The sequence below is a fragment of the Cyanobium sp. Cruz CV13-4-11 genome (genome assembly GCF_024346055.1).
Taxonomy (GTDB): domain Bacteria; phylum Cyanobacteriota; class Cyanobacteriia; order PCC-6307; family Cyanobiaceae; genus Cyanobium.
Window position 1 is genome coordinate 32954 of sequence record NZ_JAGQCH010000007.1, and the last position, 25396, is coordinate 58349.

Annotated in this window: 27 protein-coding genes; 17 read left to right on the forward strand and 10 right to left on the reverse strand. The window is 70.4% G+C overall.

All coding sequences use genetic code 11. The annotated features are described in order from the left end of the window. Nucleotides 1-9: 9 nt before the first annotated feature. The 11 genes from KBZ12_RS07105 (at nucleotide 10) to KBZ12_RS07155 (ending at nucleotide 9959) form a co-directional block, all read left to right on the forward strand. Nucleotides 10-1077, forward strand: coding sequence for a serine hydrolase (locus KBZ12_RS07105; protein ID WP_254957219.1), 1068 nt, complete (start codon nucleotides 10-12; stop codon nucleotides 1075-1077). Next, entirely contained in the window at nucleotides 1074-2561 is a 1488-nt protein-coding gene (locus KBZ12_RS07110; RefSeq protein ID WP_254957220.1) for a DUF3370 domain-containing protein, read from the forward strand. The genes KBZ12_RS07105 and KBZ12_RS07110 overlap by 4 nt, the downstream gene beginning before the upstream one ends. Beyond that, nucleotides 2558-3643 (forward strand): magnesium chelatase ATPase subunit I, encoded by a 1086-nt coding sequence (bchI, locus tag KBZ12_RS07115; protein WP_254957221.1) that lies wholly within the window; start codon nucleotides 2558-2560, stop codon nucleotides 3641-3643. The genes KBZ12_RS07110 and bchI overlap by 4 nt, the downstream gene beginning before the upstream one ends. Beyond that, a complete protein-coding gene (ruvC, locus tag KBZ12_RS07120; protein WP_254957222.1) occupies nucleotides 3640-4122 on the forward strand; it encodes a crossover junction endodeoxyribonuclease RuvC in 483 nt (160 codons plus the stop codon). The genes bchI and ruvC overlap by 4 nt, the downstream gene beginning before the upstream one ends. Then, nucleotides 4119-4715, forward strand: a complete 597-nt coding sequence (locus tag KBZ12_RS07125; protein WP_254957223.1) for a 5-formyltetrahydrofolate cyclo-ligase — start codon at nucleotides 4119-4121, stop codon at nucleotides 4713-4715. The genes ruvC and KBZ12_RS07125 overlap by 4 nt, the downstream gene beginning before the upstream one ends. A 60-nt stretch (nucleotides 4716-4775) precedes the next feature. Next, the gene (locus KBZ12_RS07130) at nucleotides 4776-4961 is read left to right on the forward strand and encodes a hypothetical protein (protein ID WP_254957224.1); all 186 of its coding nucleotides are present in this window, start codon (nucleotides 4776-4778) and stop codon (nucleotides 4959-4961) included. 7 nt (nucleotides 4962-4968) lie between these two features. Beyond that, complete coding sequence (locus KBZ12_RS07135; protein ID WP_254957226.1) at nucleotides 4969-5442, forward strand: hypothetical protein; 474 nt, start codon at nucleotides 4969-4971, stop codon at nucleotides 5440-5442. Between the two features lie 18 nt (nucleotides 5443-5460). Further along, on the forward strand, nucleotides 5461-5880 hold the full coding sequence (locus tag KBZ12_RS07140; RefSeq protein WP_254957341.1) for a SufE family protein: 420 nt from the start codon (nucleotides 5461-5463) through the stop codon (nucleotides 5878-5880). Nucleotides 5881-5913: 33 nt separating this feature from the next. Next, nucleotides 5914-7230 carry a homoserine dehydrogenase gene (locus KBZ12_RS07145; RefSeq protein WP_254957227.1) on the forward strand — a complete coding sequence of 439 codons (1317 nt, stop codon included), beginning with the start codon at nucleotides 5914-5916 and terminating at the stop codon, nucleotides 7228-7230. A 132-nt stretch (nucleotides 7231-7362) separates the two neighbouring features. Continuing rightward, nucleotides 7363-8943 (forward strand): ABC transporter substrate-binding protein, encoded by a 1581-nt coding sequence (locus KBZ12_RS07150; protein WP_254957228.1) that lies wholly within the window; start codon nucleotides 7363-7365, stop codon nucleotides 8941-8943. Further along, nucleotides 8940-9959: an ABC transporter permease gene (locus KBZ12_RS07155; protein ID WP_254957229.1), complete on the forward strand. Its 1020-nt coding sequence runs from the start codon at nucleotides 8940-8942 to the stop codon at nucleotides 9957-9959. The genes KBZ12_RS07150 and KBZ12_RS07155 overlap by 4 nt, the downstream gene beginning before the upstream one ends. Nucleotides 9960-9961: 2 nt before the next feature. Here KBZ12_RS07155 and KBZ12_RS07160 read toward each other — a convergent pair whose 3' ends face one another. After that, entirely contained in the window at nucleotides 9962-11557 is a 1596-nt protein-coding gene (locus KBZ12_RS07160) for an alpha/beta hydrolase (RefSeq protein ID WP_254957230.1), read from the reverse strand. On the opposite strand from KBZ12_RS07160, the gene KBZ12_RS07165 reads away from it, so the two are divergent. Then, nucleotides 11545-12768 carry an MFS transporter gene (locus tag KBZ12_RS07165; RefSeq protein WP_254957231.1) on the forward strand — a complete coding sequence of 408 codons (1224 nt, stop codon included), beginning with the start codon at nucleotides 11545-11547 and terminating at the stop codon, nucleotides 12766-12768. The genes KBZ12_RS07160 and KBZ12_RS07165 overlap by 13 nt on opposite strands. Here the strand turns inward: KBZ12_RS07165 and KBZ12_RS07170 are convergent. From KBZ12_RS07170 to ychF, 6 genes are all read right to left on the reverse strand, one after another. Beyond that, nucleotides 12742-12963: a hypothetical protein gene (locus KBZ12_RS07170; RefSeq protein WP_254957232.1), complete on the reverse strand. Its 222-nt coding sequence runs from the start codon at nucleotides 12961-12963 to the stop codon at nucleotides 12742-12744. The two genes, KBZ12_RS07165 and KBZ12_RS07170, sit on opposite strands and share 27 nt — an antisense overlap. A gap of 34 nt (nucleotides 12964-12997) precedes the next feature. After that, the gene (locus KBZ12_RS07175; protein WP_254957233.1) at nucleotides 12998-14167 is read right to left on the reverse strand and encodes a lipocalin-like domain-containing protein; all 1170 of its coding nucleotides are present in this window, start codon (nucleotides 14165-14167) and stop codon (nucleotides 12998-13000) included. After that, entirely contained in the window at nucleotides 14164-16800 is a 2637-nt protein-coding gene (locus KBZ12_RS07180; protein WP_254957234.1) for an FtsX-like permease family protein, read from the reverse strand. The genes KBZ12_RS07175 and KBZ12_RS07180 overlap by 4 nt, the downstream gene beginning before the upstream one ends. Further along, complete coding sequence (locus tag KBZ12_RS07185) at nucleotides 16797-17516, reverse strand: ABC transporter ATP-binding protein (RefSeq protein ID WP_254957235.1); 720 nt, start codon at nucleotides 17514-17516, stop codon at nucleotides 16797-16799. Before KBZ12_RS07185 ends, KBZ12_RS07180 begins: the two co-directional genes overlap by 4 nt. Before the next feature lie 62 nt (nucleotides 17517-17578). Beyond that, the gene (locus tag KBZ12_RS07190) at nucleotides 17579-18469 is read right to left on the reverse strand and encodes an NAD(P)-dependent oxidoreductase (RefSeq protein WP_254957236.1); all 891 of its coding nucleotides are present in this window, start codon (nucleotides 18467-18469) and stop codon (nucleotides 17579-17581) included. A 12-nt stretch (nucleotides 18470-18481) separates the two neighbouring features. Further along, nucleotides 18482-19573: a redox-regulated ATPase YchF gene (gene ychF / locus KBZ12_RS07195; RefSeq protein ID WP_254957238.1), complete on the reverse strand. Its 1092-nt coding sequence runs from the start codon at nucleotides 19571-19573 to the stop codon at nucleotides 18482-18484. Nucleotides 19574-19743: 170 nt separating this feature from the next. Between ychF and KBZ12_RS07200 the strand changes: the two genes are divergently transcribed. Next, nucleotides 19744-20850: an efflux RND transporter periplasmic adaptor subunit gene (locus KBZ12_RS07200; protein ID WP_254957239.1), complete on the forward strand. Its 1107-nt coding sequence runs from the start codon at nucleotides 19744-19746 to the stop codon at nucleotides 20848-20850. Here KBZ12_RS07200 and wecB read toward each other — a convergent pair. After that, nucleotides 20847-21968, reverse strand: a complete 1122-nt coding sequence (gene wecB, locus KBZ12_RS07205; RefSeq protein ID WP_254957240.1) for a non-hydrolyzing UDP-N-acetylglucosamine 2-epimerase — start codon at nucleotides 21966-21968, stop codon at nucleotides 20847-20849. The genes KBZ12_RS07200 and wecB overlap by 4 nt on opposite strands. A 165-nt stretch (nucleotides 21969-22133) precedes the next feature. On the opposite strand from wecB, the gene KBZ12_RS07210 reads away from it, so the two are divergent. Both KBZ12_RS07210 and KBZ12_RS18640 read left to right on the forward strand, forming a co-directional pair. Further along, nucleotides 22134-23024, forward strand: coding sequence for a type IV pilus twitching motility protein PilT (locus tag KBZ12_RS07210; protein WP_396100804.1), 891 nt, complete (start codon nucleotides 22134-22136; stop codon nucleotides 23022-23024). 56 nt (nucleotides 23025-23080) lie between these two features. Then, entirely contained in the window at nucleotides 23081-23293 is a 213-nt protein-coding gene (locus KBZ12_RS18640) for a hypothetical protein (RefSeq protein ID WP_396100806.1), read from the forward strand. Nucleotides 23294-23297: 4 nt separating this feature from the next. On the opposite strand, the gene KBZ12_RS07215 is transcribed toward KBZ12_RS18640, so the two are convergent. Next, nucleotides 23298-23507 (reverse strand): high light inducible protein, encoded by a 210-nt coding sequence (locus tag KBZ12_RS07215; protein ID WP_254957241.1) that lies wholly within the window; start codon nucleotides 23505-23507, stop codon nucleotides 23298-23300. Between the two features lie 39 nt (nucleotides 23508-23546). Further along, nucleotides 23547-24602, reverse strand: coding sequence for a tRNA (adenosine(37)-N6)-threonylcarbamoyltransferase complex transferase subunit TsaD (gene tsaD / locus KBZ12_RS07220; protein ID WP_254957244.1), 1056 nt, complete (start codon nucleotides 24600-24602; stop codon nucleotides 23547-23549). A gap of 73 nt (nucleotides 24603-24675) precedes the next feature. On the opposite strand from tsaD, the gene KBZ12_RS07225 reads away from it, so the two are divergent. Continuing rightward, nucleotides 24676-25185 (forward strand): Photosystem I reaction center subunit III, encoded by a 510-nt coding sequence (locus KBZ12_RS07225; protein WP_254957246.1) that lies wholly within the window; start codon nucleotides 24676-24678, stop codon nucleotides 25183-25185. Nucleotides 25186-25276: 91 nt separating this feature from the next. Then, nucleotides 25277-25393, forward strand: a complete 117-nt coding sequence (psaJ, locus tag KBZ12_RS07230; protein ID WP_035834007.1) for a photosystem I reaction center subunit IX — start codon at nucleotides 25277-25279, stop codon at nucleotides 25391-25393. Nucleotides 25394-25396: the final 3 nt, after the last annotated feature.

The following is a 25396-nucleotide window of genomic DNA, read 5'->3' on the forward strand; positions in this document are numbered from 1 at the left end:
CCCTTGTCCGTGAGTGCTGGCCGTCCATCCCGTCCCCCCGGCAACCCCTGGCTTCGCCCAGTGGGTCTGGTGCTGCGGCTGATCGTGCTGGGGGTAGGTCTGGGTGTGATTGTGGGCACCGCCCTCAAGCTGCTGGAGCCACGCCTCGTCCAGGGGGCGATCGGTACGCCCGCACCGGGCCCTGCGCCGGCGCTGAAGAAGCCAGGCAGCGGGGCCATGGCCCTAGGACGGTTCGAGCCGCGCCAGGAGCTCGTCGGCCTCAGCCAGCAGTGGACGCGGCTGGCCGCCGCCCAGAAGGATCTGACCGCCAGCGGCTTCCTGCTGGTGCTCGATGACGGTCGCTTTGCCCAGCTGCAGCCGGATCTGGCCCTGCCGGCAGCCAGTGCCATCAAGGTGCCGATCCTGCTGGCCAGCCTGGAGGACCTGGATGGCGGCAAGCTGCGCTGGAACGAGCCCATGCCCCTCACCAAGGAGGTGGTGGGGGGTGGGGCCGGTTGGATGGCCAACAAGCCGCTCGGCACCCGCTTCCCCTTCTTCGAGGCGGCCACGGAGATGATCCGGGTGAGCGACAACACCGCCACCAACCTGCTGATCCGCCAGCTGGGCGGCAAGACCACCCTCAACAGCCGCTTCCGCAGCCTCGGCCTGCCCGCCACGGAGGTGAACAACTGGTTGCCGGACCTGGACGGCACCAACACCACCAGCTCCCGCGACCTGGCCCGCTCCATCGCCCTGGTGGACACCGGCGACAAACTCACCCCCCGGGCCCGGGATCTGTTCCGGGAAATCATGGCCACGTCCCGCACCAACACCCTGATCCCCCTCGGCCTGCTGATGGGGATGGGCAAGGACGCCCCCGATCCCGACAGCGAGCTGCTGCCCAGGGGCATCACCGTCTACAACAAAACCGGCGACATCGGCATCGCCTACGCCGATGCCGCCCTGATCCAGCTGCCGGATGGCCAGCGTGCCGTGGCGGCCTTCATGGTGAAGGGTCCGTTCAACGATCCCCGCTCGGCCGAGCTGATCCGGGCGATGGCCGGCGCCGTCGCCAAAACCCTCGTCAAGAGCCAGTGAGAGCCGCCATCCCCGCCCTGCTATTGCCGTGGCTGACCGCCCTGGCCAGCCCCCTGCTGGCCCAGCCGCAGCCGTCCCCAGCCCCGAAGCCCGCCCCAGCGCCGCAGGCAGCCCCGACGCCACCGGTGCTGCGCCCAGGCACGGTGGCGCCCCTTCCCGGCCGGCTCGATGCGGTGCCGATGCTGAACGACAACAACCCCGAGGTGATCAAGGGGCCCGGCATCCTGCTCTCCACCTTCGATGGCCAGCGGGGCTACGCCGGCCGGCCCCTGGGTGAGCCCTCGGCGCACCTCAATGCGGCCGTCAGCGGCCCCTTCGAGCTGTTCAGCCACCACATCTACGCCGGCACTCCCGAAAGCCTCGACTCCACCCTGTGGCTGGCGGTGGTGGCGGCCCCGCGGGGCAATGGCCCGGTGAAGCTGCGGACCGTGGCGGGCTCCACCGCCCTGTCCCAGTCGGTGAACCCCGACCAGCCCTCGGCCCCCTTCCTGCCCCTGCCGGCCCTGATGGAGCAAGGCAGCACACCGATCTGGGCCGGCCCCGGCAGCCGGGTGGCCACCGAGCTGCTGGCACGGCAGCGCAGCCCCCTGGTGCCGGAAGGCTGGACCCTGCCGCCTAGGCAGCTGAGCACCCTGATGGTGTTGCCGCTGCCGGTGCGGGGCCTCGATCCGCTGCTGAACGGCCTCAACCTGCAGCTGCGACTCAACAGCGACGGGCCGGTGGACGTGGCCACCCTGGCGGCCTTCGGTCCGGTCGACCGGCCCCCGGATCCGGCCGTCTGGCAGCGCCTGCTGCAGGGCGGACTCAGCCCGAAGGAGCACAGCCCCAGCCCCCGGGGGGCCAGTGGCCCGATGGTCTATTCCCGGGTCAGCGGGGTTCAGGTGGGCAGTGCCTGGCAGGGGCGGATCACCGATCCGGGCCGCCCGACCCTCTCGGTGAGCCGGGCGCCGATCTCCTGGCCGATCAGCTCCCTGGAGAGGGGCACCCTCGGCACGGGCCAGGTGCAGACGGCCCCCCTGCGCGCCTTCTATCCCGGCACTGCCTGGGCCGCCCACGGCAACTATGGCGTCACCTACGACCTCAGCCTGCCGCTGCGCAACGACACGAGCACACCGAAGCGGCTCGCCCTGGCCCTGGAATCGCCGATCAAGACCGACCAGCCCCTGGGCGGCCTGCGCTTCAACACCACGCCGGCGCGGGCGGTGATGTTCCGGGGCACCGTGGAGGTCAGCGGCCTCGACAACGAAGCGGGAGGTCCCGGCGGACGGCGCCGCTTCCACCTGGTGTTGCGGGCCGGCCAGGAGGGACCCACCCTGGGCACGGTCAGCCTGCGTCCCGGGCAGGAACGGCAGCTGCGGGTGCGGCTGATCTACCCGGCCGACGCCACCCCGCCCCAGGTGCTGTCCCTGATCCCCGTGCCCTTGGCGGTGACGCCAGGGGCGGCTGTGAAACAATCCGTGGCTCCGACCGCAACCAGCCCGTGACGCCAACCAGGAAGCGCAGGGTCTTCCCCTTCACCGCCATCGTGGGGCAGGAGGAGATGAAGCTGGCGCTGCTGCTCAACGTGATCGATCCCCGCATCGGCGGGGTGATGATCATGGGCGACCGGGGCACGGGCAAATCCACCACCATCCGGGCGCTGGCCGACCTGCTGCCGGCGATCGACGTGGTGGCCGGGGATCCCTACAACAGTTCCCCGAGCGACCCCGACCTGCAGAGCAGCGAGGTGCGCCAGCGGGCCGAACGGGGCGAGTCGCTGCCCGTGGAGGCCCGCCAGGTGCCGATGGTCGACCTGCCGCTGGGGGCCACCGAGGACCGTCTCTGCGGCACGATCGACATCGAGAAGGCCCTCAGCGAGGGCGTGCGCGCCTTCGAGCCGGGGCTGCTGGCCAAGGCCAACCGCGGCCTGCTGTACGTGGATGAGGTGAACCTGCTCGACGACCACCTGGTGGACGTGCTGCTGGATTCGGCAGCCTCGGGATGGAACACGGTGGAGCGGGAGGGCGTGTCGGTGCGGCACCCGGCCCGCTTCGTGCTGATCGGCTCCGGCAACCCGGAGGAGGGCGAGCTGCGGCCCCAGCTGCTGGATCGCTTCGGCATGAGCGTGGAGGTGCGCACCGTGCGCGATCCCGAGCTGCGGGTGCAGGTGGTGGATCAGCGCACCAGCTTCGATGCCGACCCCGACAGCTTCAGCGACCGGCTGCAGAGCACCCAGGAGGCCCTGCAGGCCCGCGTGGTGGAGGCCCAGGAGCGGCTGCCCCAGGTGGCCATCGACGACGAGCTGCGCATCCGCATCTCGGCGGTCTGCGGCGAACTGGATGTGGACGGCCTGCGGGGTGACATCGTCACCAACCGGGCCGCCCGGGCCCTGGCGGCCTTCGAGGGCCACCTGGAGGTGAGCGACGACGACGTGGCCCGCGTCGTGGCCTGCTGCCTGCGCCACCGGCTGCGCAAGGACCCCCTCGAGCAGATCGACTCCGGCGATCGGGTGGTGAAGATGTTCTGCAAGGTGTTCGACCACTCCGGAGGCGACCCCGCCGCCTTCCAGCTGGCCCTGGCGGGGTGAGGATTCTGGGCATCGATCCCGGGCTGGCGCGCGTCGGCTACGGGGTGATCGATGTGGAAGGCCGCTCCGCCGCCGGCGCCGGCCACCAGCGCCTGCTCGATTGCGGCATGATCCGCACCGAACCGGGCCGCAGCGACGGGGATCGGATGGTGGAGATCGCCCACGATCTGCGGGTGATCGTGCGCCGCTGGCGGCCCCAGCTGGCGGCGGTGGAGAAGTTTTTCTTCTACCGCTCCAGCACCACGATCGCGGTGGTGCAGGCCCGGGGGGTGGTGATGATGACCCTGGCCCGCTTCGCCATTCCGGTGGTGGAGTTCCCGCCGATGCAGATCAAGCTGGCCCTGGCGGGTTCGGGCCACGCCGAGAAGGACGAGGTGCTGGCGGCGGTGATGCGGGAGCTGGATCTGGAGCACCCCCCCCGCCCCGACGACGCCGCCGACGCCCTGGCGGTGGCGCTGACCGGCTGGTTTCAGCGGTGAGCACGCCCGCCGGCGAAGACAGCTCCAAGGAGGAGCTGCGGCGCCTGTTTCGCCGGCGGCGGCAGCTGAGCCTGCCCTTGGCCGCCGCCGGAATCCTGGCGACGGCGCAACGACACCTGGGCGACCTGGTGGCTGGGCGTGGCGGCGATCTCGGGCTCTACTGGCCCCAGGGCAGCGAGCCCGACCTGCGCCCCCTGGCGCAGGTCTGGGGCGGCCAGCTGGCGCTGCCGTCGGTGGCGGGCGGTGCGCTTGTGTACCGGGCCTGGGTACCGGGCGATCCCCTCGCCGACGACGCCTGCGGCATTCCCGCACCGCTCGGGCCGCACCGGACGCCTGAGGCCATGGCCCTGCTGCTGGTGCCCGCCCTGGCGGTGACCCCCTGCGGCCTGAGGCTGGGCTCGGGCGGTGGTTGGTACGACCGGCTGCGGGCCGACCCGCTCTGGGCCGCGGTGCCGGCCCTGGCGGTGCTCCCCGCCGCCTGCACGGAGGCAAGTCTGCCCCGTGATCCCTGGGACATCCCCTTCGACGGCTGGATCGATGAACGGGACTGTCACCTCACCGAAGCGGGGCACCGGAAGATTGCAAGCTCGTAACGATGGCGCCGCCATCGGGCCAATCCCCCGTTCGTTTGCCAGGATCGGCGCAGTGCATTCGTGCTGTCCTTGGATTCGATCCTCTCGTCGCTCCAGAACCGTCCCCTGACGGCCGCCGAGCGGGTGATGACCTCCGAATTTCAGACCCGTGGCGCCTCCAGCGACGCCCTCTCGATGATGGTCAGCTCGGTCGCCAGGATGGTCCAGGCGGGCAAAAGCAGCGATAGTCGGTGGAAATCCAACTGATTCGCGGATGAAACCCCTCCTCGTTTCTGGGCTGATCGGCTTGGCCTCTCTGGTGCTGGCCCCCTCCCAGGTGCGAGCCCACGCCATCGAGAGCAGCCTGGAGCGGCTCACCAGCCTGAGCAACTCCCTGCGCCTGGAGAGTCAGTTCTCCAGCGGACAGCCGGCCAGCGATGCCGTCGTGCGCCTCGTGCCCCCGGACGGTGGCACGCCGATCGAACTGGGGCGCACCGACGCCGCCGGCAGCATCGTCTTCACCCTGCCGCCCCAGGCCAGCCGCCAGTGGGAGGTGCAGGTGGATGGGGGACCGGGCCATCGCGATTACCTCGAATTGCCGGAACCGGAGGCCACCCCCTCGGCGCCCGCACGGGTGAGCCGCTCCCATCCCTACCCTCGGACCGAGGGATGGGCCTATCTGCCCCCCCTCGGCGTGCTCGCCGTGGCCGGACTGGCCGGGATGCTGCGACCGCGCCGTCCGTCCTGAGTCCCTTCCTTGTCGTCCATGGCCACCGGCAGCGCCGCTCTCGATCGGATCGTGGAACGCCTCGGCAGTACCAGCGACCCGCGCCGCCGGTATGAATACGTGCTCTGGCTGGCCAAGAAACTCGAGCCCTTCCCCGACGACCTGCGCCTGGACGCCTTCAAGGTGAAAGGGTGCGTCTCCCAGGTGTACGTGGTGGGGCACCTGGAGGAGGGAAAGCTCCACTGGCGCGGTGATTCCGATGCCCAGATCACCAAGGGGTTGCTGGCCCTGCTGATCGAGGGGCTGGAGGGCCTGACCCCGGAGCAGGCCACCGCGCTGGATCCCTCCTTCATCGCCGCGACGGGCCTGCAGGCGAGCCTGACGCCCTCACGGGCCAACGGTTTTCTCAACATCCTGCGCACCATGCAGGCCCAGGCCAGGCAGCTGCAGGCCGATTGATTTCTAGGATGGTGGTTTGTGGGGTTGCAGCCCATGACCATCGGCATCGGCTTGCTCGGGCTGGGCACGGTGGGGAGCGGCGTGGCGGCGATCCTGGCCAGTCCCCAGGGCCGGCATCCGCTGGTCGGCGACCTGGTGCTCGAAAGGGTGGCGGTGCGCGACCTCAGGCGCCCCCGCCCGCTCACCCTGCCCCCGGAGCGCCTCACCACCGACCCTGAGGCGGTCATCGACGATCCGAAGGTGGACATCGTCGTGGAGGTGATGGGGGGCCTGGAGCCGGCCCGCAGCCTGATCCTGCGCGCCATCGCCGCCGGCAAGCCCGTGGTCACGGCCAACAAGGCGGTGATCGCCCGCTATGGCCAGGAGATCGCCGCCGCCGCCGCCAGGCAGGGCGTCTACGTGCTGATCGAAGCCGCCGTGGGCGGCGGCATCCCGATCATCGAGCCGATCAAGCAGTCCCTGGGCGGCAACCGCATCCAACGGGTCAGCGGCATCATCAACGGCACCACCAACTACATCCTCAGCCGCATGGCCGATGAGGGGGCGGCCTACGCCGAGGTGCTGGCCGACGCCCAGCGCCTCGGCTATGCCGAGGCCGATCCCGCCGCCGATGTGCAGGGAGGAGATGCGGCCGACAAGATCGCCATCCTGGCCGGGCTGGCCTACGGCGGGCCGGTGGAGCGCGGCGGCATCGCCACCGAGGGCATTGATCGGCTCGATGCCCGTGACGTGGCCTATGCCGCCCAGCTCGGTTTTGTGGTGAAGCTGCTGGCGGTGGCCGAACGGGTGCAGGACGACGCCCCGGCCGGGCCGCCGGATGGGGTGTCCCTGGACGTGCGCGTGCATCCCACCCTGCTGCCGAAGCACCACCCCCTGGCGGGGGTCCATGGCGTCAACAACGCGATCCTGGTGGAAGGGGATCCGGTGGGACAGGTGATGTTCTTCGGGCCCGGCGCCGGGGCGGGACCCACCGCCTCAGCGGTGGTGGCCGACATCCTCAACATCGCCGGCATCCGCCAGGTGGGCGGCCCCCAGGCCGGCCTCGATCCCCTGCTGGCCGCCAGCAGCTGGCGCCATTGCACCCTGGTCGACGGCTCCCTGAGCCGGCACCGCAACTACGTGCGGCTCAGCACCCGCGACGAGGCCGGTGTGATCGGCCGCATCGGCACCTGCTTCGGAGCGGCGGAGGTGTCGATCCAGTCGATCGTGCAGCTCGACGCCAGGGAAGGGGAGGCGGAGATCGTCGTCATCACCCACGAGGTGCGCGAAGACCGGTTCCGCGAAGCCCTGGCCGCGATCGAGGCGCTGGAGGGGGTGGAGCGGGTGGCCGCCTGCCTGCGGACCCTCTGAGCCGGAGCCGAACCGACGCGCCCCCTGACCACCCGCAGCGAGCCTCCCGCGGGCTGGCCGCTTGAATGGGTCCCACCGGATCGCAGGGTCTTGCCGACGGCCAGGGGGAGAACAGGACGCGGACCAGCCGCGATGGCGGCCTGCCTCGCCACCCTGCTGGCTCTGCCGCTGCTCGCGGCCTGTCAGCCGAGGCGGTCTAGCCCGTCGCTGATCGTGGCCACCAAGAGTCGCATCGACTCCCTCGATCCGGTGCAGGCCTCCCGCATCGGCGTGATGCAGGTGCTGAGCGGCCTCGGCGACCCCCTCTATGCGATCGACAGCAACGGCCGGCTTGAGACGCGGCTGGCCACCGCCCTTCCGGTGCTGAGCGACGACGGACTGCGGGCCCGGATCCCCCTGCGCCAGGGGGTGCTCTTCCACGACGGCACCCCCTTCAATGCCGACGCCATGGCGTTCTCCCTGCGCCGCTTCATGGCGATCGGCACCCTGGGCTACCAGCTGGGCGAACGGGTTGAAAGCGTGCGGGTCACCGCTCCCTACGAGATCGAGCTGGCGCTGAAGCGCCCCTTCAGCCCGCTGCCACGGTTGCTCAGCGCCATCTTCCTGACCCCGGTGTCCCCCACCGCCTATCGGCGGCATCGCGACAAGCCCCTCAATGACCGCTTCGTGGGTACCGGCCCCTACGCCCTGGCCTTCTTCGGCGGCCAGCAGCAGCGGCTTACCCCCTGGCCCCGCTACTGGGGCAAGCGGCCGCTCAACGCGGGCATCGACCTGGTGACCCTGAGCAACTCCACGGCCCTGTTCGGGGCCCTGCGCAGCGGCGAGGTCGACCTGCTGCTCAACAGCGGTCTGGAGATCGACCATCAGCAGGCCCTGCACCGGGACGCCGCCGCCGGTCGCCTGCGGGAGGCCATCGGTCCGTCCCAGGAGATCGCCCTGGTGTCGCTGCTGAGCGACCAGCCGCCGCTGAACCGCCCTGTCCTGCGTCAGGCCGTGGCCCGCAGCCTGGATCGGGCCACCATCGTCCGGCGGGTGACCCTGGGGCTGCGCTCCCCCCAGCGGCAGCTGATCCCCCCGGACCTGCCGGGCTCCGATCCCAGCGCCTGGCCGGCCTACGACCCCGCCAAAGCCCGCATCCTCTACCGCCAGGCGGGCTATTGCCAGGGGAAGGTGCTCACCCTGCCGCTCACCTACCGCTCCGACATCCCCACCGACCGTCTGTTTGCCCTCACCTGGCAGGCCCAGCTGCGCCGCGACCTGGCCGATTGCGTGACCCTGGAGGTGACCGGCATGGAGGCCACCACGGCCTACTCCCAGCTCGACAAGGGCGCCCTGACCATGCTCTTCTACGACTGGATCGGTGACTATCCCGATGCGGAGAACTTCCTGATGCCGCTGCTGTCCTGCAGCAAGGCCGAGGGGGACCGTTGTCTCAAGGGCAACAGCGTCCTGGGCGGCAGCTTCTGGACGGCGCCGGGTCTGGAGGCGGAGCTGCAGCGCAGCAGCCAGCTGGACGGCCCCGAGCGGGTCTCCCTGCTGGTGGCCATCCAGCGCCGCGTCGCCGCGGCCAACCCCTATCTGCCGGTATGGCTCAGCGCCCCGGCGGCCTGGGGCGGTCTGGGTGTCAGCCAGCCCCGCTTCGACGGATCCGGCCGGGTGCGGCTGGGCGAACTGCGCCGTCTGAGCGCCGCCGACGGAGCCCGGGTGCCATGAGCCGCCGTTCCGACCTGGCGCGCTACCTGGCCTCCCGGCTGGCCCTGGCACCGTTGATGCTTTGGCTGATCGCTTCGCTGGTGTTCCTCCTGCTGCGGGTGGCCCCCGGCGATCCGATCGATGCCCTGCTGGGCACCCGCGCCCCGGAGGCGGCCCGCGCCGCCCTGCGGGCCCAGCTCGGCCTGGATCGCCCCCTAGCCGAGCAGTACGGCCGCTTCCTGGGCCACCTGCTACGGGGCGACCTGGGCCAGTCCCTCACCAACGGCGAACCGGTGACCCGCCTGATCCAGGACAGCCTGCCGGCCAGCCTGGAGCTGGGGGTGGTGGCACTGCTGCTGGCCGCCATCGTCGGCCTGGCGGTGGGCTTCAGCGGCATCGCCCGCCCCGAGGGGCGCCTCGATCTGGCCGGCCGGCTCTATGGCATCGGCACCTACGCCCTGCCCCCCTTCTGGGCCGCCATGGTGGTGCAGTTGGTGTTCGCCGTCTGGCTGGGCTGGCTGCCGGTGGGCGGGCGCTTCCCCGCCACCCTGATGCCCCCGCAAGGCACGGGCTTCTACCTGCTCGACAGCCTTAGGGCCGGCGACTGGCAGCAGCTGGGCGGCAGCCTGCGCCACCTGGTGCTGCCCGCCTCCACCCTGGGCCTGTTGCTGAGCGGCATCTTCACCAATGCCCTGCGGCTCAACCTGCGCCGCGCCCTCGGCTCCGACTACGTGGAGGCCGCCCGCAGCCGCGGCCTGAGCGAACGGCGCGTGGTGCTGCACCATGCCCTGCCCAACGCCCTGCTGCCCGTGCTCACGATCACCGGCATCACGGTGGCCTCCCTGATCGGCGGCGCCCTGCTGATCGAGGTCACCTTCTCCTGGCCCGGCATCGCCTTCCGCCTGCAGGAAGCGATCGCCCAACGCGATTACCCCCTGGTGCAGGGCATCGTGGTGGTGGTGGCGGCCCTGGTGGTGCTGGTGTCGGTGCTTGTCGACCTGGTGGTGGCCCTGCTGGATCCACGCATCCGCTTCTGAGTTCATGGCTTCAGACCGGCCTTCCAGCGTCGGGCGGCGGCGGCATCGAGCACCTCGAGGGTGACCCCCTGATGCACCCGCCGCTGGGCGGGCAGCAGCAGGGGCTGCTCCAGGGTGTGGAGGTACTCGGTGGTGAGGCGCAGCAGCGCCGATTGCACCCTGGCCGGGTCCACCCCCACCAGCTCCGCATCGAGCTGGAAGAGCACCTCATCGGTGGGCATCAGCCGCACGGGGGAGAAGTGGCTGCCGCCTTCCACCATCACCAGGCGACTGCGGGGATCCCGCCCCTGGAGAAACAGGCGCAGCTGCTCCTCCAGGGGGGGCGTGACCAGATCGAGGCTGCCCCCCACCATCAGCACCGGCACCCCGAGCGAGGCCAGACCCCGACGGGGCCAGAGCAGGCTGCCGAAGCCGTTGAGCAGCACCAGCCCCCGCAAGTCGGCGGGGGGGGCGGAGCGCTCCGGCAGCTGGGTGCTGGGAAGCTGGCACTGGAGCAGCCGGGAGGGGTTGGCGATCGGCAGCCGATCGAGGGCCTTGCGGCAGCGCTCCCCGAGGCCGGGTTCCGGCACCACCCCGGCCGCCAGCAGGGCGGAGAGGCCCCCCATCGAATGGCCGAGCAGCACCACACCCTTGCCCTGCACCGGCAGCTCACCCCGGCGCTGGGCCGCCAGCACCGCGTTGATGTCGGCCAGCCGGATGGCCAGGGTCTCGGCTCCCGGTGGGGGCTGCTGGCCGTCGAGGGCGGCCTTGAGCGCGGGGCCATCGCTGCCGGGATGCTGCACCACCACCACCGGCCAGCCCCGTTCGGCCAGCTCACCGGCCAGCCAGCCGAACTGGTCGGCGTTGCCCCCCAGCCCGGGCATCAGCAGCAGCCAGGGCCGGTCCGCCACAGCCCCCCGAACCCCCGCCGGCGCCGACCAGATCTCCAGGGGCAGGGGCAGAGGGCGGTGCGCCACCACCAATCCCTGCCGGCGGGCCCTCAGGGAGGTGCGTTCGCCGAAGGCGAAGGGGACGGTGCGGCGCTCCGGCAGCGCCAGGGCCTTGAGGCGCCGCAGGGCCTGGCGTTGCAGCTCGATCTGCTGGCGCCACTGCAGGGCCAGGTCATAGAGGCCATCGAGCTGGAGGCTGAGCCGCTGCACCGGCAGGGCCCGCAGCAGGCCGATGGTGGAGACGTCCTGACGGGTCTCCAGCAGACGCCGCAGGGTGGTCTGCAGCACCCCCGTGGAGCTGTGGCCGTCGGAAGTGGTGAGCAGGTCGCCCAGGCGGGCCAGCATCTGGCTGCCCGCCCAGCTGTCGAGAAGCTGCTGACCGAAGCTGGTGTCTCGCAGCAGGGGGGCACGCAACAGGATCTTCAGGTCCTGACGACTGCGGGGATCGAGCAGATCCAGCCAGACCGCCAGGTCGCCGCCGGCGCCGGGGCGCCCGCTCGGACTCCTGGACCAGCCATCGAGCTGCTCCAGGTTCAGGGGCAGCTCCAGGCCGTCAAAGCGGAGCTCCAGCACCTCGGCAGCACCGGCCGCCGTTGCCAGGCCCGGCACCGCGATCAGCAGACTGGCCAGCAGGCCCTTGAGTTGGCGAAGGCGGCGTGAGACAGGCACAGGGATGGGCCAGGGTACGGTCCTGGTTCACCCAGTTTCCAGCAGCCCTGCGCGAACTGGCCCTGATCCGCACGATCGCCATGCTCGGGGCCGGTGGCGTGCTCTATCTGACGCCGATGGTGTTCCACCAGGCGCACTTCAGTGCCGGCAGGGTCACCGAAGGACTGGCCCTGGCGGCCGTGGCGGGCACCCTGGGCCGGATCCTGAGTGGGCTGCTGCTGGATCGGGGCCTGAACTGTTCCGTGCCGGTGCTGCTGGCGGCCCTGATGGCCATCGCCGGCGATGCCCGGCTGATGGGCACCGGCTCCTTCGGCGGCTACCTGCAGGGACAGGTGCTGCTCGGCATGGCCATGGGGGTCTACTGGCCCGCGGTGGAGCTGGCGGTGCCCCTGAGCTGCGCGCCGATGCGCTCGGGGCGGGCCTTCGCCCTGGCCCGCAGCGCCGATGCCCTCGGCATCGCCACCGGGGCCCTGGCGGGGGCCCTGCTCGCCGGTCGGGGATGGCTGCGGGGCATCTATGCCGTGGACATCGGCTGCATGCTCCTGTTGCTGCTGGTGCTGTTGCGCCAGGGCCTGCCGGATCCCAGGCCCAGGGAGGCCCTGGCCCACCCCAACCCCTGGGGCCAGTGGATCCTCGACCTGGTGCCGCTGCTGGCCATCGCCGTGCTGGCCACAGCGATGCCGGCCCTCATGCAGAGCGCCCTGCCGCTGGAACTGGTGCGGGGCAGCCTGCACCGGCGTGCCCTGCCGGTGAGCCTCGGTGCCCTCACCATCGGCCTGCAGCTGGGCCTGGTGCTGCTGCTCCAGTGGCCGGTGGGTCAGGCCCTGGCCCGGCGGCCGGTGACGACGGGTCTGAATGTCAGCCTGCTCAGCTTCGCCGCCGGCAACCTGCTGCTGGCGGCCTCGGCCTTCAGCGAGCGGGGCCTGGGGCTGCTGCTGCTGGCCCAGCTGCCGCTGGCCCTCGGGGTGACCGCCTTCCTGCCCACCGCCACCGAGGCCGTGGTGGAGCGCTGCCCACTCGAGCACCAGGGGCTGGCCATGGCGCTGCTGTCCCAGTGTTTCGCCATCAGCGGCTTCGGGGCACCGCTGATCGCCGGGCGGCTGCTCGACGGCCAGGGCCATGGCACCGGCCTGTGGCTGCTGATGGCCCTGGCCTGCCTGGGGGGTCTGCCGCTGGTGCGCGGCCTAGCTCCCCGCAGGACGTTCGGCTGAAGCGGCCGCCTGCTTCTCGATCCAGGCCTCGTGGGGCAGGGGCTCGGTGCCGTATTCCCAGTCGTCGTAATCCGGATCGTTGCGGATGCGGCGGTGGATCTCCTTCTGGGCCTCGAAGTTGTGGGGATGCTCCGGGGTCCCGCCGGGGTCGGCGGGCAGGGGAGACGGGATCTCGGGGTGGTCCGTTGCTGCCATGGCCCTGCGCTCCTGGTGGAGCCATCCTCGCCGATCACCCACCCCGCAGGCTGTCGAGACGGTCGGCGTAACCGGTGAGTTCCCCGTAGCCCCGGCCCAGCAGCGATTGCTCGCCGCGATGGCCCCGATAGCCCAGGGCCCCTTCCCAGTAGGTGGCCGAGGCGGTGCTCAGCTCCTGGTCGGCCATCTGGGGGGTGATCACCAGTTCCAGGTCCAGCCGTGGAATGGTGAGCGTCCAGGCGGCGGGGTAGCGGGCGCCGCTGTGGGGGCTCCGCCAGGTGCGCTTCACCGTGAGCGTGTAGTCGTCGGCGCCGAGCTCCACCTCCCCATCAGCATCGATCCAGCGGCCACCGCTGAAGGGTTCCTTACGGCCATCCTCCCGGCGCAGGCCATAGAGCATCAGGGCGGAGCCGTTCTCGAACTGGGCGGAGAACCAGTCCCAGCCGACGGTACCTGGGCTGAGGACGCTGGTGGAGAACTCATGGTCCTTCCAGCTGACCCCGTGGACGGCATGGTCGCGGCCCGCCACCGTGATCGTGCCTTCGGTGGGCTGCTGCACCAGGGAGTAGTAATGCGAGGCGTTGCCTGGTTCGGGCCCCTTGCGGCTGAGGCCGTCCTGGCCCTGGAGGACGGGGGGCCGGCTCTGGCGGAGGGTCAGGTCGATGGCCATGGCGTCGGTGGCGGCCCGCAGCCGCACCCGATCGGGACCCTCGGTGCTGATGCGCCAGTCGTTGAGCCAGACCGCGTAGGGATCGGCCTCGGCCCCGGCCAGGCCCAAAGCGCCGCGGGCGAAGCGCTCCTCCTGCAGGAAGGTGTCGGTGGCGATGTCGCTGACCGTGAAATGGGCCGAATACACCTGGGGGGTGCGCCAGTGGGAGCCACCGTCCCCGGAAGTCAGCGCCGGGGGATCCTCTGGCACCAGGGCCTGGCGGAAGACCGTGAACTGATAGCCGAAGGCCCGTCCTGCCTCGGTTTCCAGGTTGCCCGTGTAGTACCACCACTCGGTCTGGTGGTCAGGGTGGGCGCCGAAATCGGCGGGGAAGCGCCACTGGCGGGGGGTGAAGGCACGGGCGAAACCCTGGACCGCCGGCACCTCCCCCCATTGGATGCTGCTGCTGGCGCTGGCAGGGGTGGGGCCAGCCAGGCTGATCAGCAGCGCGGCCACCAGGGCCAGCAGGACGGGCAGGGGATGGCGGTGTTTCATTCCTGCCGCAACGCCTCACTGATGTTCATCCGAGCGAGTCGCTGGGCGGGATAGAGGCCCGCCAGCACGGCGGCCCCAACCGCGATCAGCAGCGACTGGATGAAGAAGCGCGGCTCCAGGGCGATCTGCAGGGTCCAGCCGAAGGAGCGCACGTTGATCACATGCACCAGCACCCAGGCCAGCACATAGCCCAGGGGCATCGAACAGGCCCCAGCCAGCAGGCCCATCAGGCCGGTCTCCAGCAGGGTGAGGCGCCCCAGCTGCCGGGGTGTCATGCCGGTGGCCCGCAGCACGGCGAACTCCCGGCCCCGTTCCAGCTGCAGACTCATCAGGGTGCTGAAGATGCCGATGAAGGCCACCAGCACCGTGAGCAACTGCAGCGCACCGGTGATGGCGAAGGTGCGATCGAAGATCTCCAGCGATCCCTGGCGCAGGGAGCCGTTGGTCTGAACCAGCAGTCTCTGGCGGGAGCCGAAGCCCTGCCGCAGCTGGGCGGCCACCGCATCGGCATCGGCGCCGGGGGCCAGGAACAGGCCGAGGGAGGCGACGCTGTCGTCGTGCCAGATCTCCGCCACCTGGGAACGGTCCATCAGCACGCTGCCGCGGTCGGAGGAATAGTCGTAAAAAACGGCGATCACCGGGAAGCTCCTCTCACCGTCGGGGCTTTCGAGCCTGACCTGCTCGGGGATGGCGCCCTGGCCATCGCGCAGGTAGACGGCTTCGGAGAGGATCACCCCCGCTCTGGCCTCCAGGGCGGCGAAGGGGTCGTCGAGGCCTGGGCGGATCCAGGCGTAGGGGCGGCGGCCGGCGGACACATCACCCCCGGCGGCGATCAGGGTGATGTCCCGGTCCTGGTCGACCAGGTGCACATCGAAGTTGTTGTAAGTGACCATGGCCCGCAGGTCGGGGCGCTCGGCGATGGCCGAGACAATGGCGGGATCCACCTTGCCCAGCACCCGGTTGGCCGTGGTACTGGGGGGAGAGACGAACAGATCGGCCTGGAGGGTCTGGTCGAGCCAAGTGACCACCGTGCCCCGGAAGGAGCCGATCATGATCGAGAGGCCCACAATCACGGACACCGCCACCATCAGAGCCGCCACGGCCACCGCGGTGCGGCTGAGGGAGCGCAGGATGTCGCGGGGGGCCAGGCGCGCCACCACCGGCAGGCCCCGGCTGGCCCAGCCCAGGCCCTGCATCGCGGCGACCAGCACCGGCGGCATCAGCAGGGCAGCGCCCATCAGCAGGGCAAACACTCCTGCGAAGGCGGGCACCAAGCCGCTGCTGTCCCAGCGGAGCAACAGCACCCCGAGGCTGCCGCTGAAGAGGGCCGCCAGCAGGAACCAGGGCAGCAGCCGCTGCCAGCTGGCCTCCAGGCTGGAGCGCTGCAGGGTCATCTGGGGCGGTGTGGCCATCGCCTCCCAGGCGGGCAGGGCTGAGGCCAGCAGCGCTGAGGCCACCCCCACCAGCATCCCCTTGGCCAGGGTGAACCCCGACAGGCTGATCTGCCGCACCGAGACCACGAAGTAGAAGTCGTTGATCGTCTGGGTGATCAGGCCGACGACGGTGCGCCCCAGCACCACCCCCAGGGCCAGGCCCAGCAGGGACCCCACCAGGCTGAACAGGGCCGCCTCCCCCAGGATCAGGGTGAACAGCTGGCCCCGGGTCACCCCCAGGCAGCGCAGCACACCGAAGAGGCTGCGGCGTTGCACCACGCTGAAGGTGACTGTGTTGTAGATGAGAAAGATGCCCACCACCATGGCCAGCAGGCTCATGGCGGTGAGGTTGAGCTCAAAAGCGGCGGTCATCTGCTGCACGGCATTGCCGCGGGCCGCCGCCGTCTCCAGCTTCAACCCCCGGGGAAGCCAGTCGCTGAGGGCCGCCTCCTGGGCGGGGCTCTCCAGGATCAGATCGATGTGACCAAGCGCCGGCACCGGGGCGGCACCGGTGGGGTTGAGCAGGTCCTGGGCCGTGGCGATGTCAACCAGCAGCAATGTTTCCAGCCCCCTGCGCTCGAGGGCCGAATCACTGCTGACGTTGCCCACCAGCCGCAAGGCCGTCGTCCGTCCGGCCAGATCGAGATGCAGGGTGCCGGAGCCGTCGCTGGCACCGGGATGGAGGCCGAAGCGCTCGGCGGTCTCGGTGGCGATCACGGCCGTACCGGGCTCGGTGAGGAAGGGCACGAAGCCCCTGCCGCCTTGTTGGCCGCGGCCCCCCTGACCATTGCCGTCGCCACCCAGCAGGCCGCGGAAGGGTGCCTCGCTGAACAGATCCACCCCCACGACCCGCAGCAGCTCCCCGTCCAGTTCCTCGGCCCGGCCGTAGGCCTCGATCACCGGCGCGGCGGGAATCTCCGGGAAGCGGCGGCGCAGCGCAACGAAGGAGCTGTCCGGGACGCCACCGGGCCCGATCGCCACCAGGCGATTAGTGGTGCGGCCGGTGATGGCGTCGGTGGAGAGCGAGAAGGCCCGCTGGGCCGAGCCGCTGGCCAGATCGATCGACACCAGCATCGCCACCCCGAGGGCGATGCCCAGGATGCAGAGCAGGTACTGCAGGGGACGACGACGCCAACGGCGGGCCGCCAGGCGCCAGAGGGGGCCGTTGCGGACCACGGGCAGGCGACTTGCTTCGCTCACGCCGTCACCGGCGCAGGCGTCGGTCCGGCCTCCAGCAGATGGCCCTCCTGCACCCGCAGCACCCGGTCGGCCTGCGCGGCGATGGCGGCGTTGTGGGTGGCCATGATCAGGGTGCGACCCTGCTGGCGGGTGAGGGCGATCAACAGGCGCAGCACCTGATCGCCGGTATGTTCATCCAGGTTGCCGGTGGGTTCATCGGCCAGGATCAAAAGGGGCTGGTGCAGCAGAGCGCGGGCGATGGCCACGCGCTGCTGCTGGCCTCCGGACAGCCGGTCCGGCATCGTCGAGGCCCGCTCCGCCAGCCCCACCTGGCCGAGCAGATCGAGGGCCGCCGTCTCCAGGGCCGGGCGGGGCACCCCCGCCAGCTCGCTGGGCAGGGTGACGTTCTCCAGCACCGACAGGGTGGGGATGAGGTTGAAGAACTGGAAGATGAAGCCGATGCGATCTCGACGGAAGAGCGTGCGGCGACGCTCGTCGAGGGCCGTGAGGTCCACACCGCCGATGCAGACGCTGCCGGAGGAGGGGCTGTCGATGCCGCCGATCAGATGCAGCAGGGTGCTCTTGCCGCTGCCGCTCTGGCCCAGCAGCACGACGAACTGTCCGGGGCCGATGGCCAGATCGACGGCCTCCAGCACCGTCCGCTCCGTGTCGCCCTCCTGAAAGCGTTTGCAGAGTCCCCGCAGTTGGATCGCGGCGGCCTGGGGAGCTTCAGCCATTCACGCCAAGACCTTGCGGCCACCAGCTCAGGAGCGCATCCAAGGTAAGGAGGGAGCCGCGCTCAGCGGGAGTCGGCGCTGAACCAGCGGGCCAGGGCCGACACATCCTCGTCGCCATGACCCGCCGCGATCAGGTCGTCCTCCATCGCCGCCACCTGGCGCGCCACCGGCAGCTCCAGGCCACCGGCAGCGGCGGCCCCCAGGGCGATCGCCAGATCCTTACGGTGCAGAAGCACCCGGAAGCCAAGCGGGAACTCGCCCCGCAGCATCGAACCGCCGCGGTGCTCCAGGGCCCAGGAACCGGCAGCCCCGCCGAGCAGCGCCTGCCGCACCTCCTCCATCGGCAGCCCGAGCCGCTGCCCCAGGGCCAGGGCCTCCGCCACCGCCGCATAGCTGCCTGCCACCAGCACCTGGTTGACGGCCTTGGCCTCCTGGCCGGCCCCCACTGGGCCGAGGTGGGTGATCCTCCGGCCCACCGCCTCCAGCACGGGACGGGCCCGCTCCAGGTCGTCGGCCCCGCCCCCCACCAGCACCGAGAGGGTGCCCGCCCGGGCCCCCTCGGTGCCACCGGTCACGGGAGCATCCAGATAGGCCACGCCGCGCGCGGCCAGGGCGGCGGCCATGGCCCGGGAGGACGCCGGCGCGATGGTGGAAAAATCGACCACCAGGGCGCCGGGCGCCAGGCCCGCCAGGGCGGCGTCAGCGGTGTCGTCGTCCCGACCCAGCAGCACCTCGGCCACGGCCGCATCGTCGCTCAGGCAGAGCGCCAGCACAGCGGCGTCCCCGGCCGCCTCCGCCGGCGTGGCGGCCCGTCGGGCCCCGGCGGCGGCCAGGGGCCGTTCCCGTTCCCGGTGGCGGTTGTGGACCGTCAGTGGAAAGCTCTTCGCCAGCAGGTTGGCCGCCATCGGAGCCCCCAGCGCCCCCAGGCCGATGAAAGCGACGGATGGGGCCACGGGCGGATCTGCTCAGACGTTGAACAGGAACTCCATCACATCCCCCTCGGCCACGACGTACTCCTTGCCCTCGCTGCGCAACCAGCCCCGGTTCCGGGCCTCCGCGAGGGTGCCGGCCTCCAGCAGCTGGCCGTAGGCGACGGTCTGGGCCCGGATGAAGCCCCGTTCGAAATCGGTGTGGATCACACCGGCGGCCTGGGGGGCGGTCATGCCGGCGGTGATCGTCCAGGCCCGGGTTTCCTTTTCACCGGTGGTGAAGTACGTGCGCAGACCCAGCAGGCGGTAGGTGGCGCGGATCAGGCTCTGCAGACCGCCTTCGCTCACCCCCAGCCCGGCCAGGTAGTCGGCGCGCTCCTCGGCGGCCAGGTCGACCAGTTCGGCCTCCACCTGGGCGGAGATGCGCACGGCCTCAGCTCCCTCCCGGGCGGCCAGCGCCTCCACGGCGCTCACCCAGGCGTTGCCACCGGCCAGGTCGTCCTCACTCACATTGGTGGCGTAGATGATCGGCTTGGCGGTGAGCAGACCGAGGTTGCGCACCAGGGCCTGCTCCTCTTCGCTCAGGGTCACGCGGCGGGCGGCGCCGCCCTGCTCCAGCTCCGCCTGCAGCCTGGCCAGGGCGCCATCTTCGGCGGCGGCCTCCTTGCTGGTGCGCATCTGCTTCTTGAGCCGCTCGCGCCGCTTCTCGATCTGGGCCAGATCCGCCAGGCCCAGTTCCAGGTTGATCACCTCGGCATCGCGCTCCGGATCCACGCTGCCGGAGACGTGGATCACGTCGTCGTCCTCGAAGCAACGCACCACGTGGACGATCGCATCCACCTCGCGGATGTTGGCCAGGAACTTGTTGCCCAGGCCCTCCCCCTGGCTCGCCCCCTGCACCAGGCCGGCGATATCCACGAATTCAACGCGCGTCGGCACGATCTCCTTCGAACTGGAGAGGTCGGAGAGCTTCTGCAGGCGCTCATCGGGCACCGCCACCACCCCCACGTTGGGCTCGATGGTGCAGAAGGGGAAGTTGGCCGCCTGGGCCTGGGCGTTGGCCACCAGGGCGTTGAAGAGGGTCGACTTGCCCACGTTGGGCAGCCCGACGATTCCGGCTTTGAGCATGGGCGAAATCTAGGGGTCACCGTGCCAGGGCCCATTCGGTCTCCCCCCGTCCACAGCCTCTGCCTGGGCGAGCGAAACTGTCTTCAGCGAAACGCCGGCCCATTCCCGCCCTCACCCCCCTGCCACCGGCTCCCGCTCCGACCCGGAGCCCGGCACAACCGGCTGCCCCCTTGGTGACGAAGCGCCGCTCCCGCCGGCGTCTCGCGATCGGCCTGGCGGTGGGGCTGGTCCTGATTACTTCGGCCGGGATCTGGCAACGGCAACGGATGCAGGCCGGTCGCGACCTGGCCCCCTTCACCGTGGTGGCCCGCGAAGGATCCCTCCCCGGGGTGATCACCGCCAGCGGCGAACTGGATGCCGTCCAGCGGGTGAACGTCAGCCCCAAGCGACAGGGCACCCTGCTGCAGCTGATGGTCGACGAGGGCGACACGGTGCGCAAGGGCCAGCCGCTGGCGCTGATGGACGACGGCGACCTGCGCGACCGGCTGATGGAACTGCAGTCGAACGTGCAATCGGCGGAATCGGAGCAACGTCGCAGCGACAGCGAGCTGCGCCGCAACGAACCCCTGTTTCGCCAGGGGGCCATCAGTCTCGACACGATGAATCGCTTCCGCTCCGAGGCGGAGGTGCGGCGGCTGGCCACCGCCGCGGCGCGGCAACGGTTGCGGCAGCGGATGGTGGAGAAGGACGAGCTGATCGTGCGGGCCCCCTTCGCCGGGGTGATCAGCCAGCGCTACGCCGAGCCCGGCGCCTTCGTCACCCCCACCACCACCGCCTCGGCCACGGCCGGCGCCACCAGCTCCTCGATCGTGGAACTCTCCGAGGGCCTGGAGGTGGTGGCCAAGGTGCCCGAGAGCGACATCGGCCGGCTGAAGGTGGGCCTGCCCGCCAGCGTGCGGGTCGATGCCTTCCCGGACCGTCGCTTCCAGGCCCGGGTGCGCCAGATCGCCCCGAGGGCGGTGAAGACCAATAACGTCACCTCCTTCGAGGTGAAGCTCCAGCTGGACGATCCAGCCCCGGAACTGCGCATCGGCATGACCGCAGACATCGACTTCCAGACCGGCACCCTCCAGGCCAGGACCGTGGTGCCCACCGTGGCGATCGTCACCGAGGACGGACGCCCCGGGGTGCTGCTGGTGGGCAAGCGTCAGGAACCGACGTTCCAGCCGGTGGAGCTGGGGGCCAGCAGCGGCAAGGACACCCAGATCCTCACGGGCCTGGAGAGCGGCACCAGGGTGTTCATCGATCTGCCCCCCTGGGCCAAGAAGCGCCCCTAGCCGGCGCTGACGCCCAGATAACGCCGTGCCGCCTCCACGATCCGGCCGCTGGCCTCGCCATCGCCGAAGGGGTTATGGGCGTGGGCCATGGCCTGGTAAGCCTCCTGGTCTTCCAGCAGGCGACTGCCCTCCTCAAGGATCGCCACGCTGTCGGTGCCGATCAGCTTGGCCGTGCCGGCCGCCACCGCCTCGGGCCGTTCGGTGGTGCGGCGCAGCACCAGCACGGGCTTGCCCAGGGCAGGGGCCTCTTCCTGCAGGCCGCCGGAATCGGTGAGCAGCAGGGTGCAGCCGCGCATCGCCGCCACCAATCGGTCGTAATCGAGGGGTTCGGTGAGGAAGGCGCGGGGATGGGAGCCGAGCAGGGCCTGCAGGGGCTCGCGCACCGTGGGATTGCGATGCAGCGGCAGCAGCAGGGCGGTGTCGGGGAAGCGCTCCAGCAGCGCCAGGAAGCCCTTGCCGATGTCGAGCAGCCGCTCGCCCCAGTTCTCGCGGCGGTGCACCGTGGCCAGCAGCACCCGCTGCTTCTGCCAGTCCAGTCCTGGCAGGTCCCAGTCGGGAGCGGTGCGGGCCATCAGCAGCAGGGCATCGATCACCGTGTTGCCGGTGGTGAGGATCTCGCCCACCACCCCCGACGCCCGAAGGTTCGCCGCGGACTGGGCCGTAGGGGCGAAATGGAGCCGAGCCAACTGGGAGATCAGACGCCGGTTGGCTTCCTCGGGGAAGGGGTCGAGCAGGTCGTCGGTGCGCAGGCCGGCCTCCACATGGCCGACGGGGATCTGCTCGTAGAAGGCGGCCAGGGCACTGGCGAAAGCGGTAGTGGTGTCGCCCTGCACCAGAACGAGGTCGGGGCGGTGCGCCTCGAATTCCTGCTTCAGCCCCTGCAGCGCCGCACAGGTGACATGGGTGAGGGTCTGTTTCGGCGCCATCAGCGCCAGGTCGTGGTCGGCGCTGAGGCCGAACAGCCGCATCACCTGGGTGACCATCTCGCGGTGCTGCCCCGTGAGCACCACCCGGGTGCGGAACTCCCGGGCCCGCTGAAAGGCCAGGATCACTGGCGCCAGCTTGATGGCCTCCGGGCGCGTGCCCAGAACGATGCTGACCAGGGGCTGAGGGGACACGGGCCGAAGCGGTTCAGGTGATCCTAGGGAGCCTTCGATCGTCCTTTCCCCGGCCCGAAGGCCGCCGAGGCCCACTGATGGTCATGGAGGCGAATCCGCACCTAGATTGCTTGGAATTATCGAACCGTTCAACTGGGTCGATCATCTGTTTTGCAGAGTGCTTCGATGCCGCAGGCGCCTCCACCACCCCCACCCGTCGGCATCAATCCGGCGGTGGCGGTCCGGTCATCCCAATTCCCGCCGATGGACTCCGGTGGAGAAGCGTCGCCGACGCTGGAGCAGATCGTTCGGGTGGCCTTCGATCGCAACTTCTCCGACGTTCACCTCGGCGTCGGTGAGCTGCCCAGATTCCGCCATCGCGGCGACATTATTCTGGCCGGGCTGGATGTGACCGACGCGAGCACGTTCCGGGACTGGCTGCGGGAAATCATGCCCCCTCCCGAGATCGACCGCTTCGTCCAGCAGAAGGAGTACGACGGATCCTTCGCCTTCGGTTTTGTGCGGGTGCGGATCAACCTGCTCGAATCGCTGCTGGGTCCAGCCATGGTGCTGCGGTTGATTTCGCAGAATGTTCCCACCATTGACGAGCTCAACCTGCCCCAGGTGCTCAAGGATCTGGCCCAGCGGCCGAAGGGCATGCTCCTGGTCACCGGACCCACCGGTTCAGGCAAGACCACGACCCTGGCGGCGATGATTGACCACATCAACCGCACGATGAAACGCCACATCCTCACCATCGAGGACCCGGTGGAGTTCGTGCACCAGAGCCGCGATTCCCTGATCCGCCAGAGAGAACTGGGCATCCACACCAATTACTTCAAGACGGCCCTGCGGGCGGCGCTGCGGGAGGACCCCGACGTGATCCTGGTGGGGGAGATCCGCGACCAGGACACCCTCACCACCGCCATCGAAGCGTCCCAGACCGGTCACCTGCTGCTGGGAACCCTGCACACCAATTCGGCGGTGCGCTCCGTGGAGCGGATGCTGGGGATGTATCCCCCCGATGAGCAGGACGTCGTCCGGAAGGCCGTGGCCGATTCGCTGCTGGGGGTGTGATCTCCCAGGGACTGATCAAAACGGTGAATGGCAAGCGAGCTTCCTACCACGACGTCTTGATCAACACCGACGCCTGCAAGGACTACATCCTGAGGGGGAAACTCGATGAGATCGAATCGATCATGGCCCGCAGCGGATTTGACGGCATGATCACGGCCAATCAATACCTGGCCAATCTGGTTTCGGCCGGGAAAGTGTACCCGGAAGAAGCCCTTGCGGCCAGCCTCAGACCCGGCGAACTGGCCCAGACCCTGCGGGGTCGGACCTGAAGGGTTAGCCCCCAGCCAGGCGTACGAGCAACAGAACGCCCAGACCCACGGAGAGCCCCAGCATGGCCAGGCGGCCATTCCAGATCTCGGCCTGGGGGGTGAAGCCGCGCCGCCAGGCGTTGAGTTCCTGCTGGGACACCGGTTCTGTGTCGCTGAGGGAGGTTTCAACCTGCTCAATGGGCAGCTCAATGGGCAGAGGGTTCGCGGGGGCCATGGGGCCAGATCATCAAGCGATCCACCCACACTAAGGGCATCAAAAGGGAGGTTGGGGCCCATAGAGCGTGCCGGCCTGCTCCAGGGGCAGCCGGGCCGCCACCCCCAGGCTGATCCCGCTGCGCCCCCCGGCGTCGAAGCGCTCGATCGCCGCCAGGCCCACCATGGCGGCGTTGTCGGTGCAGTAGGCCAACGGAGCGACACGCCAGCCAAGGCCCCGGGCGGCGGTGGCCGCGGCCATCCGCTGCCGCAGGCGCCGATTGGCGGCCACACCCCCCACCAGCACGATGGTCTGGAGGCCCGCTTCGACGGCACAACGGCAGCTGCGCTCCACCAGCACCTCGGCCACCACCTGCTCGAAGCTCGCCGCCAGGTCGGCCACCGGCAGGCTGCCGGCCTCACGGCTGAGGGTCTGCACCTGGCGGAGCACGGCCGTCTTGAGGCCGCTGAAACTGAAGTCGTAGGGGTGGAAGCCCCCCTGGGGCAGGGAGACCCTCCCTTTGGGAAAGCGGAAGCGGCCCGGGTCCCCCTCCAGCGCCGCCGCCTCGATCGCCGGCCCACCCGGATAGCCCAGCCCGAGCAGGCGGGCCACCTTGTCGAAGCATTCCCCGGCGGCATCGTCCCGGCTGCGGCCCAGGCGGAGATAGCGGCCGGGGGCGTCGACCTGCACCAGCTCGGTGTGGCCGCCGCTCACCAGCAACACCAGGTAGGGCCCCTCCGGCAGCGGCTCACCCAGGTGCACCGAGCAGAGATGGCCCTCCAGGTGGTGCACGCCCAGGAACGGCTTGGCATGCAGCCGCGCCAGGGTCCTCGCCGTCACCGACCCCACCAGCAGGGCCCCAGCCAGCCCGGGGGCCACCGTGGCGGCGACGGCATCGAGGTCGGCCATGGCCAGACCGCTCTCGGCCAGCACCCGGGAAATCAGGGCCGGCAGCGCCTCCACATGGCGCCGGGAGGCGATCTCGGGCACCACCCCGCCCCAGCGGGCGTGCTCCTCGATCTGGGAGGCGACGGCCCCCGCCAGCACCCGCCGTCCGGAGACGATCGCCGCCGCCGACTCGTCACAACTTGTTTCGAGGGCCAGAACCGTGCTCATGCTCGCAGGAGAGCTCCCCTACTGTCCGCACGAGCCATCCTGCCCCGCGGCAGTCCACCCGCGGCCCCTCTCCATGCGCCGTCTTCTTTCCAGCCGTCCCCTCGCCAGCAGGGTTTTCGCCCTGCTCGCGTGTGCATTCCTGCTCTTCGGCTTCGCCCCTTCGGCCCAGGCCGATATCGGCGGACTCACCCTCTGCAGCGAGACTCCCCGGTTCCAGCAGCGCGCCGCCGGAGCCAAGACCGATCAGGCCAAGGCCCGCTTCGCCATGTACGGCCAGGCCCTCTGCGGCACCGATGGCCTGCCCCATCTGATCGTCGACGGCCGCTGGAATCACGCCGGTGACTTCACGATCCCAGGCATTGCCTTCCTCTACATCGCCGGCTGCATCGGCTGGGCAGGTCGGGTCTACCTGCAGGCCATCCGCGGCGACAAGGACGCCAACATGAAGGAGATCCAGATCGATCTGGCCCTGGCCTTCAAGAGCACCCTGGCCTCCGCCACCTGGCCCCTGGCGGCATTCAAGGAACTCACCAGCGGCAAGCTGCTCGAGGATGACAGCAAGGTGACGGTCTCCCCCCGCTGAGGGCGACCCAGAGTCCCCACCAAGAGATCCTTCCGTTCTGCCCCCAGCGTCCGAATGGCCGCTGGTCACCCCCCTTCCGCACCGTCCTTCCATGAAGAAATTCCTCACCACCGCTCCGGTGTTCGCCGCCATCTGGTTCGGCATCACCGCCGGGATCATGATCGAGTTCAACCGTTTCTTCCCCGATCTGCTCTTCCACCCGCTTTGAAGC

Coding starts and splice junctions, on each gene's coding strand:
- KBZ12_RS07135 (WP_254957226.1), top strand. CDS start 4,969: ATGAAACCCCTCCTCGTTTCTGGGCTGATCGGCTTGGCCTCTCTGGTG.
- KBZ12_RS07140 (WP_254957341.1), top strand. CDS start 5,461: ATGGCCACCGGCAGCGCCGCTCTCGATCGGATCGTGGAACGCCTCGGC.
- KBZ12_RS07145 (WP_254957227.1), top strand. CDS start 5,914: ATGACCATCGGCATCGGCTTGCTCGGGCTGGGCACGGTGGGGAGCGGC.
- KBZ12_RS07150 (WP_254957228.1), top strand. CDS start 7,363: ATGGCGGCCTGCCTCGCCACCCTGCTGGCTCTGCCGCTGCTCGCGGCC.
- KBZ12_RS07155 (WP_254957229.1), top strand. CDS start 8,940: ATGAGCCGCCGTTCCGACCTGGCGCGCTACCTGGCCTCCCGGCTGGCC.
- KBZ12_RS07170 (WP_254957232.1), bottom strand. CDS start 12,963: ATGGCAGCAACGGACCACCCCGAGATCCCGTCTCCCCTGCCCGCCGAC.
- KBZ12_RS07175 (WP_254957233.1), bottom strand. CDS start 14,167: ATGAAACACCGCCATCCCCTGCCCGTCCTGCTGGCCCTGGTGGCCGCG.
- KBZ12_RS07185 (WP_254957235.1), bottom strand. CDS start 17,516: ATGGCTGAAGCTCCCCAGGCCGCCGCGATCCAACTGCGGGGACTCTGC.
- ychF (WP_254957238.1), bottom strand. CDS start 19,573: ATGCTCAAAGCCGGAATCGTCGGGCTGCCCAACGTGGGCAAGTCGACC.
- KBZ12_RS07210 (WP_396100804.1), top strand. CDS start 22,134: ATGCCGCAGGCGCCTCCACCACCCCCACCCGTCGGCATCAATCCGGCG.
- KBZ12_RS07215 (WP_254957241.1), bottom strand. CDS start 23,507: ATGGCCCCCGCGAACCCTCTGCCCATTGAGCTGCCCATTGAGCAGGTT.
- tsaD (WP_254957244.1), bottom strand. CDS start 24,602: ATGAGCACGGTTCTGGCCCTCGAAACAAGTTGTGACGAGTCGGCGGCG.
- KBZ12_RS07225 (WP_254957246.1), top strand. CDS start 24,676: ATGCGCCGTCTTCTTTCCAGCCGTCCCCTCGCCAGCAGGGTTTTCGCC.
- psaJ (WP_035834007.1), top strand. CDS start 25,277: ATGAAGAAATTCCTCACCACCGCTCCGGTGTTCGCCGCCATCTGGTTC.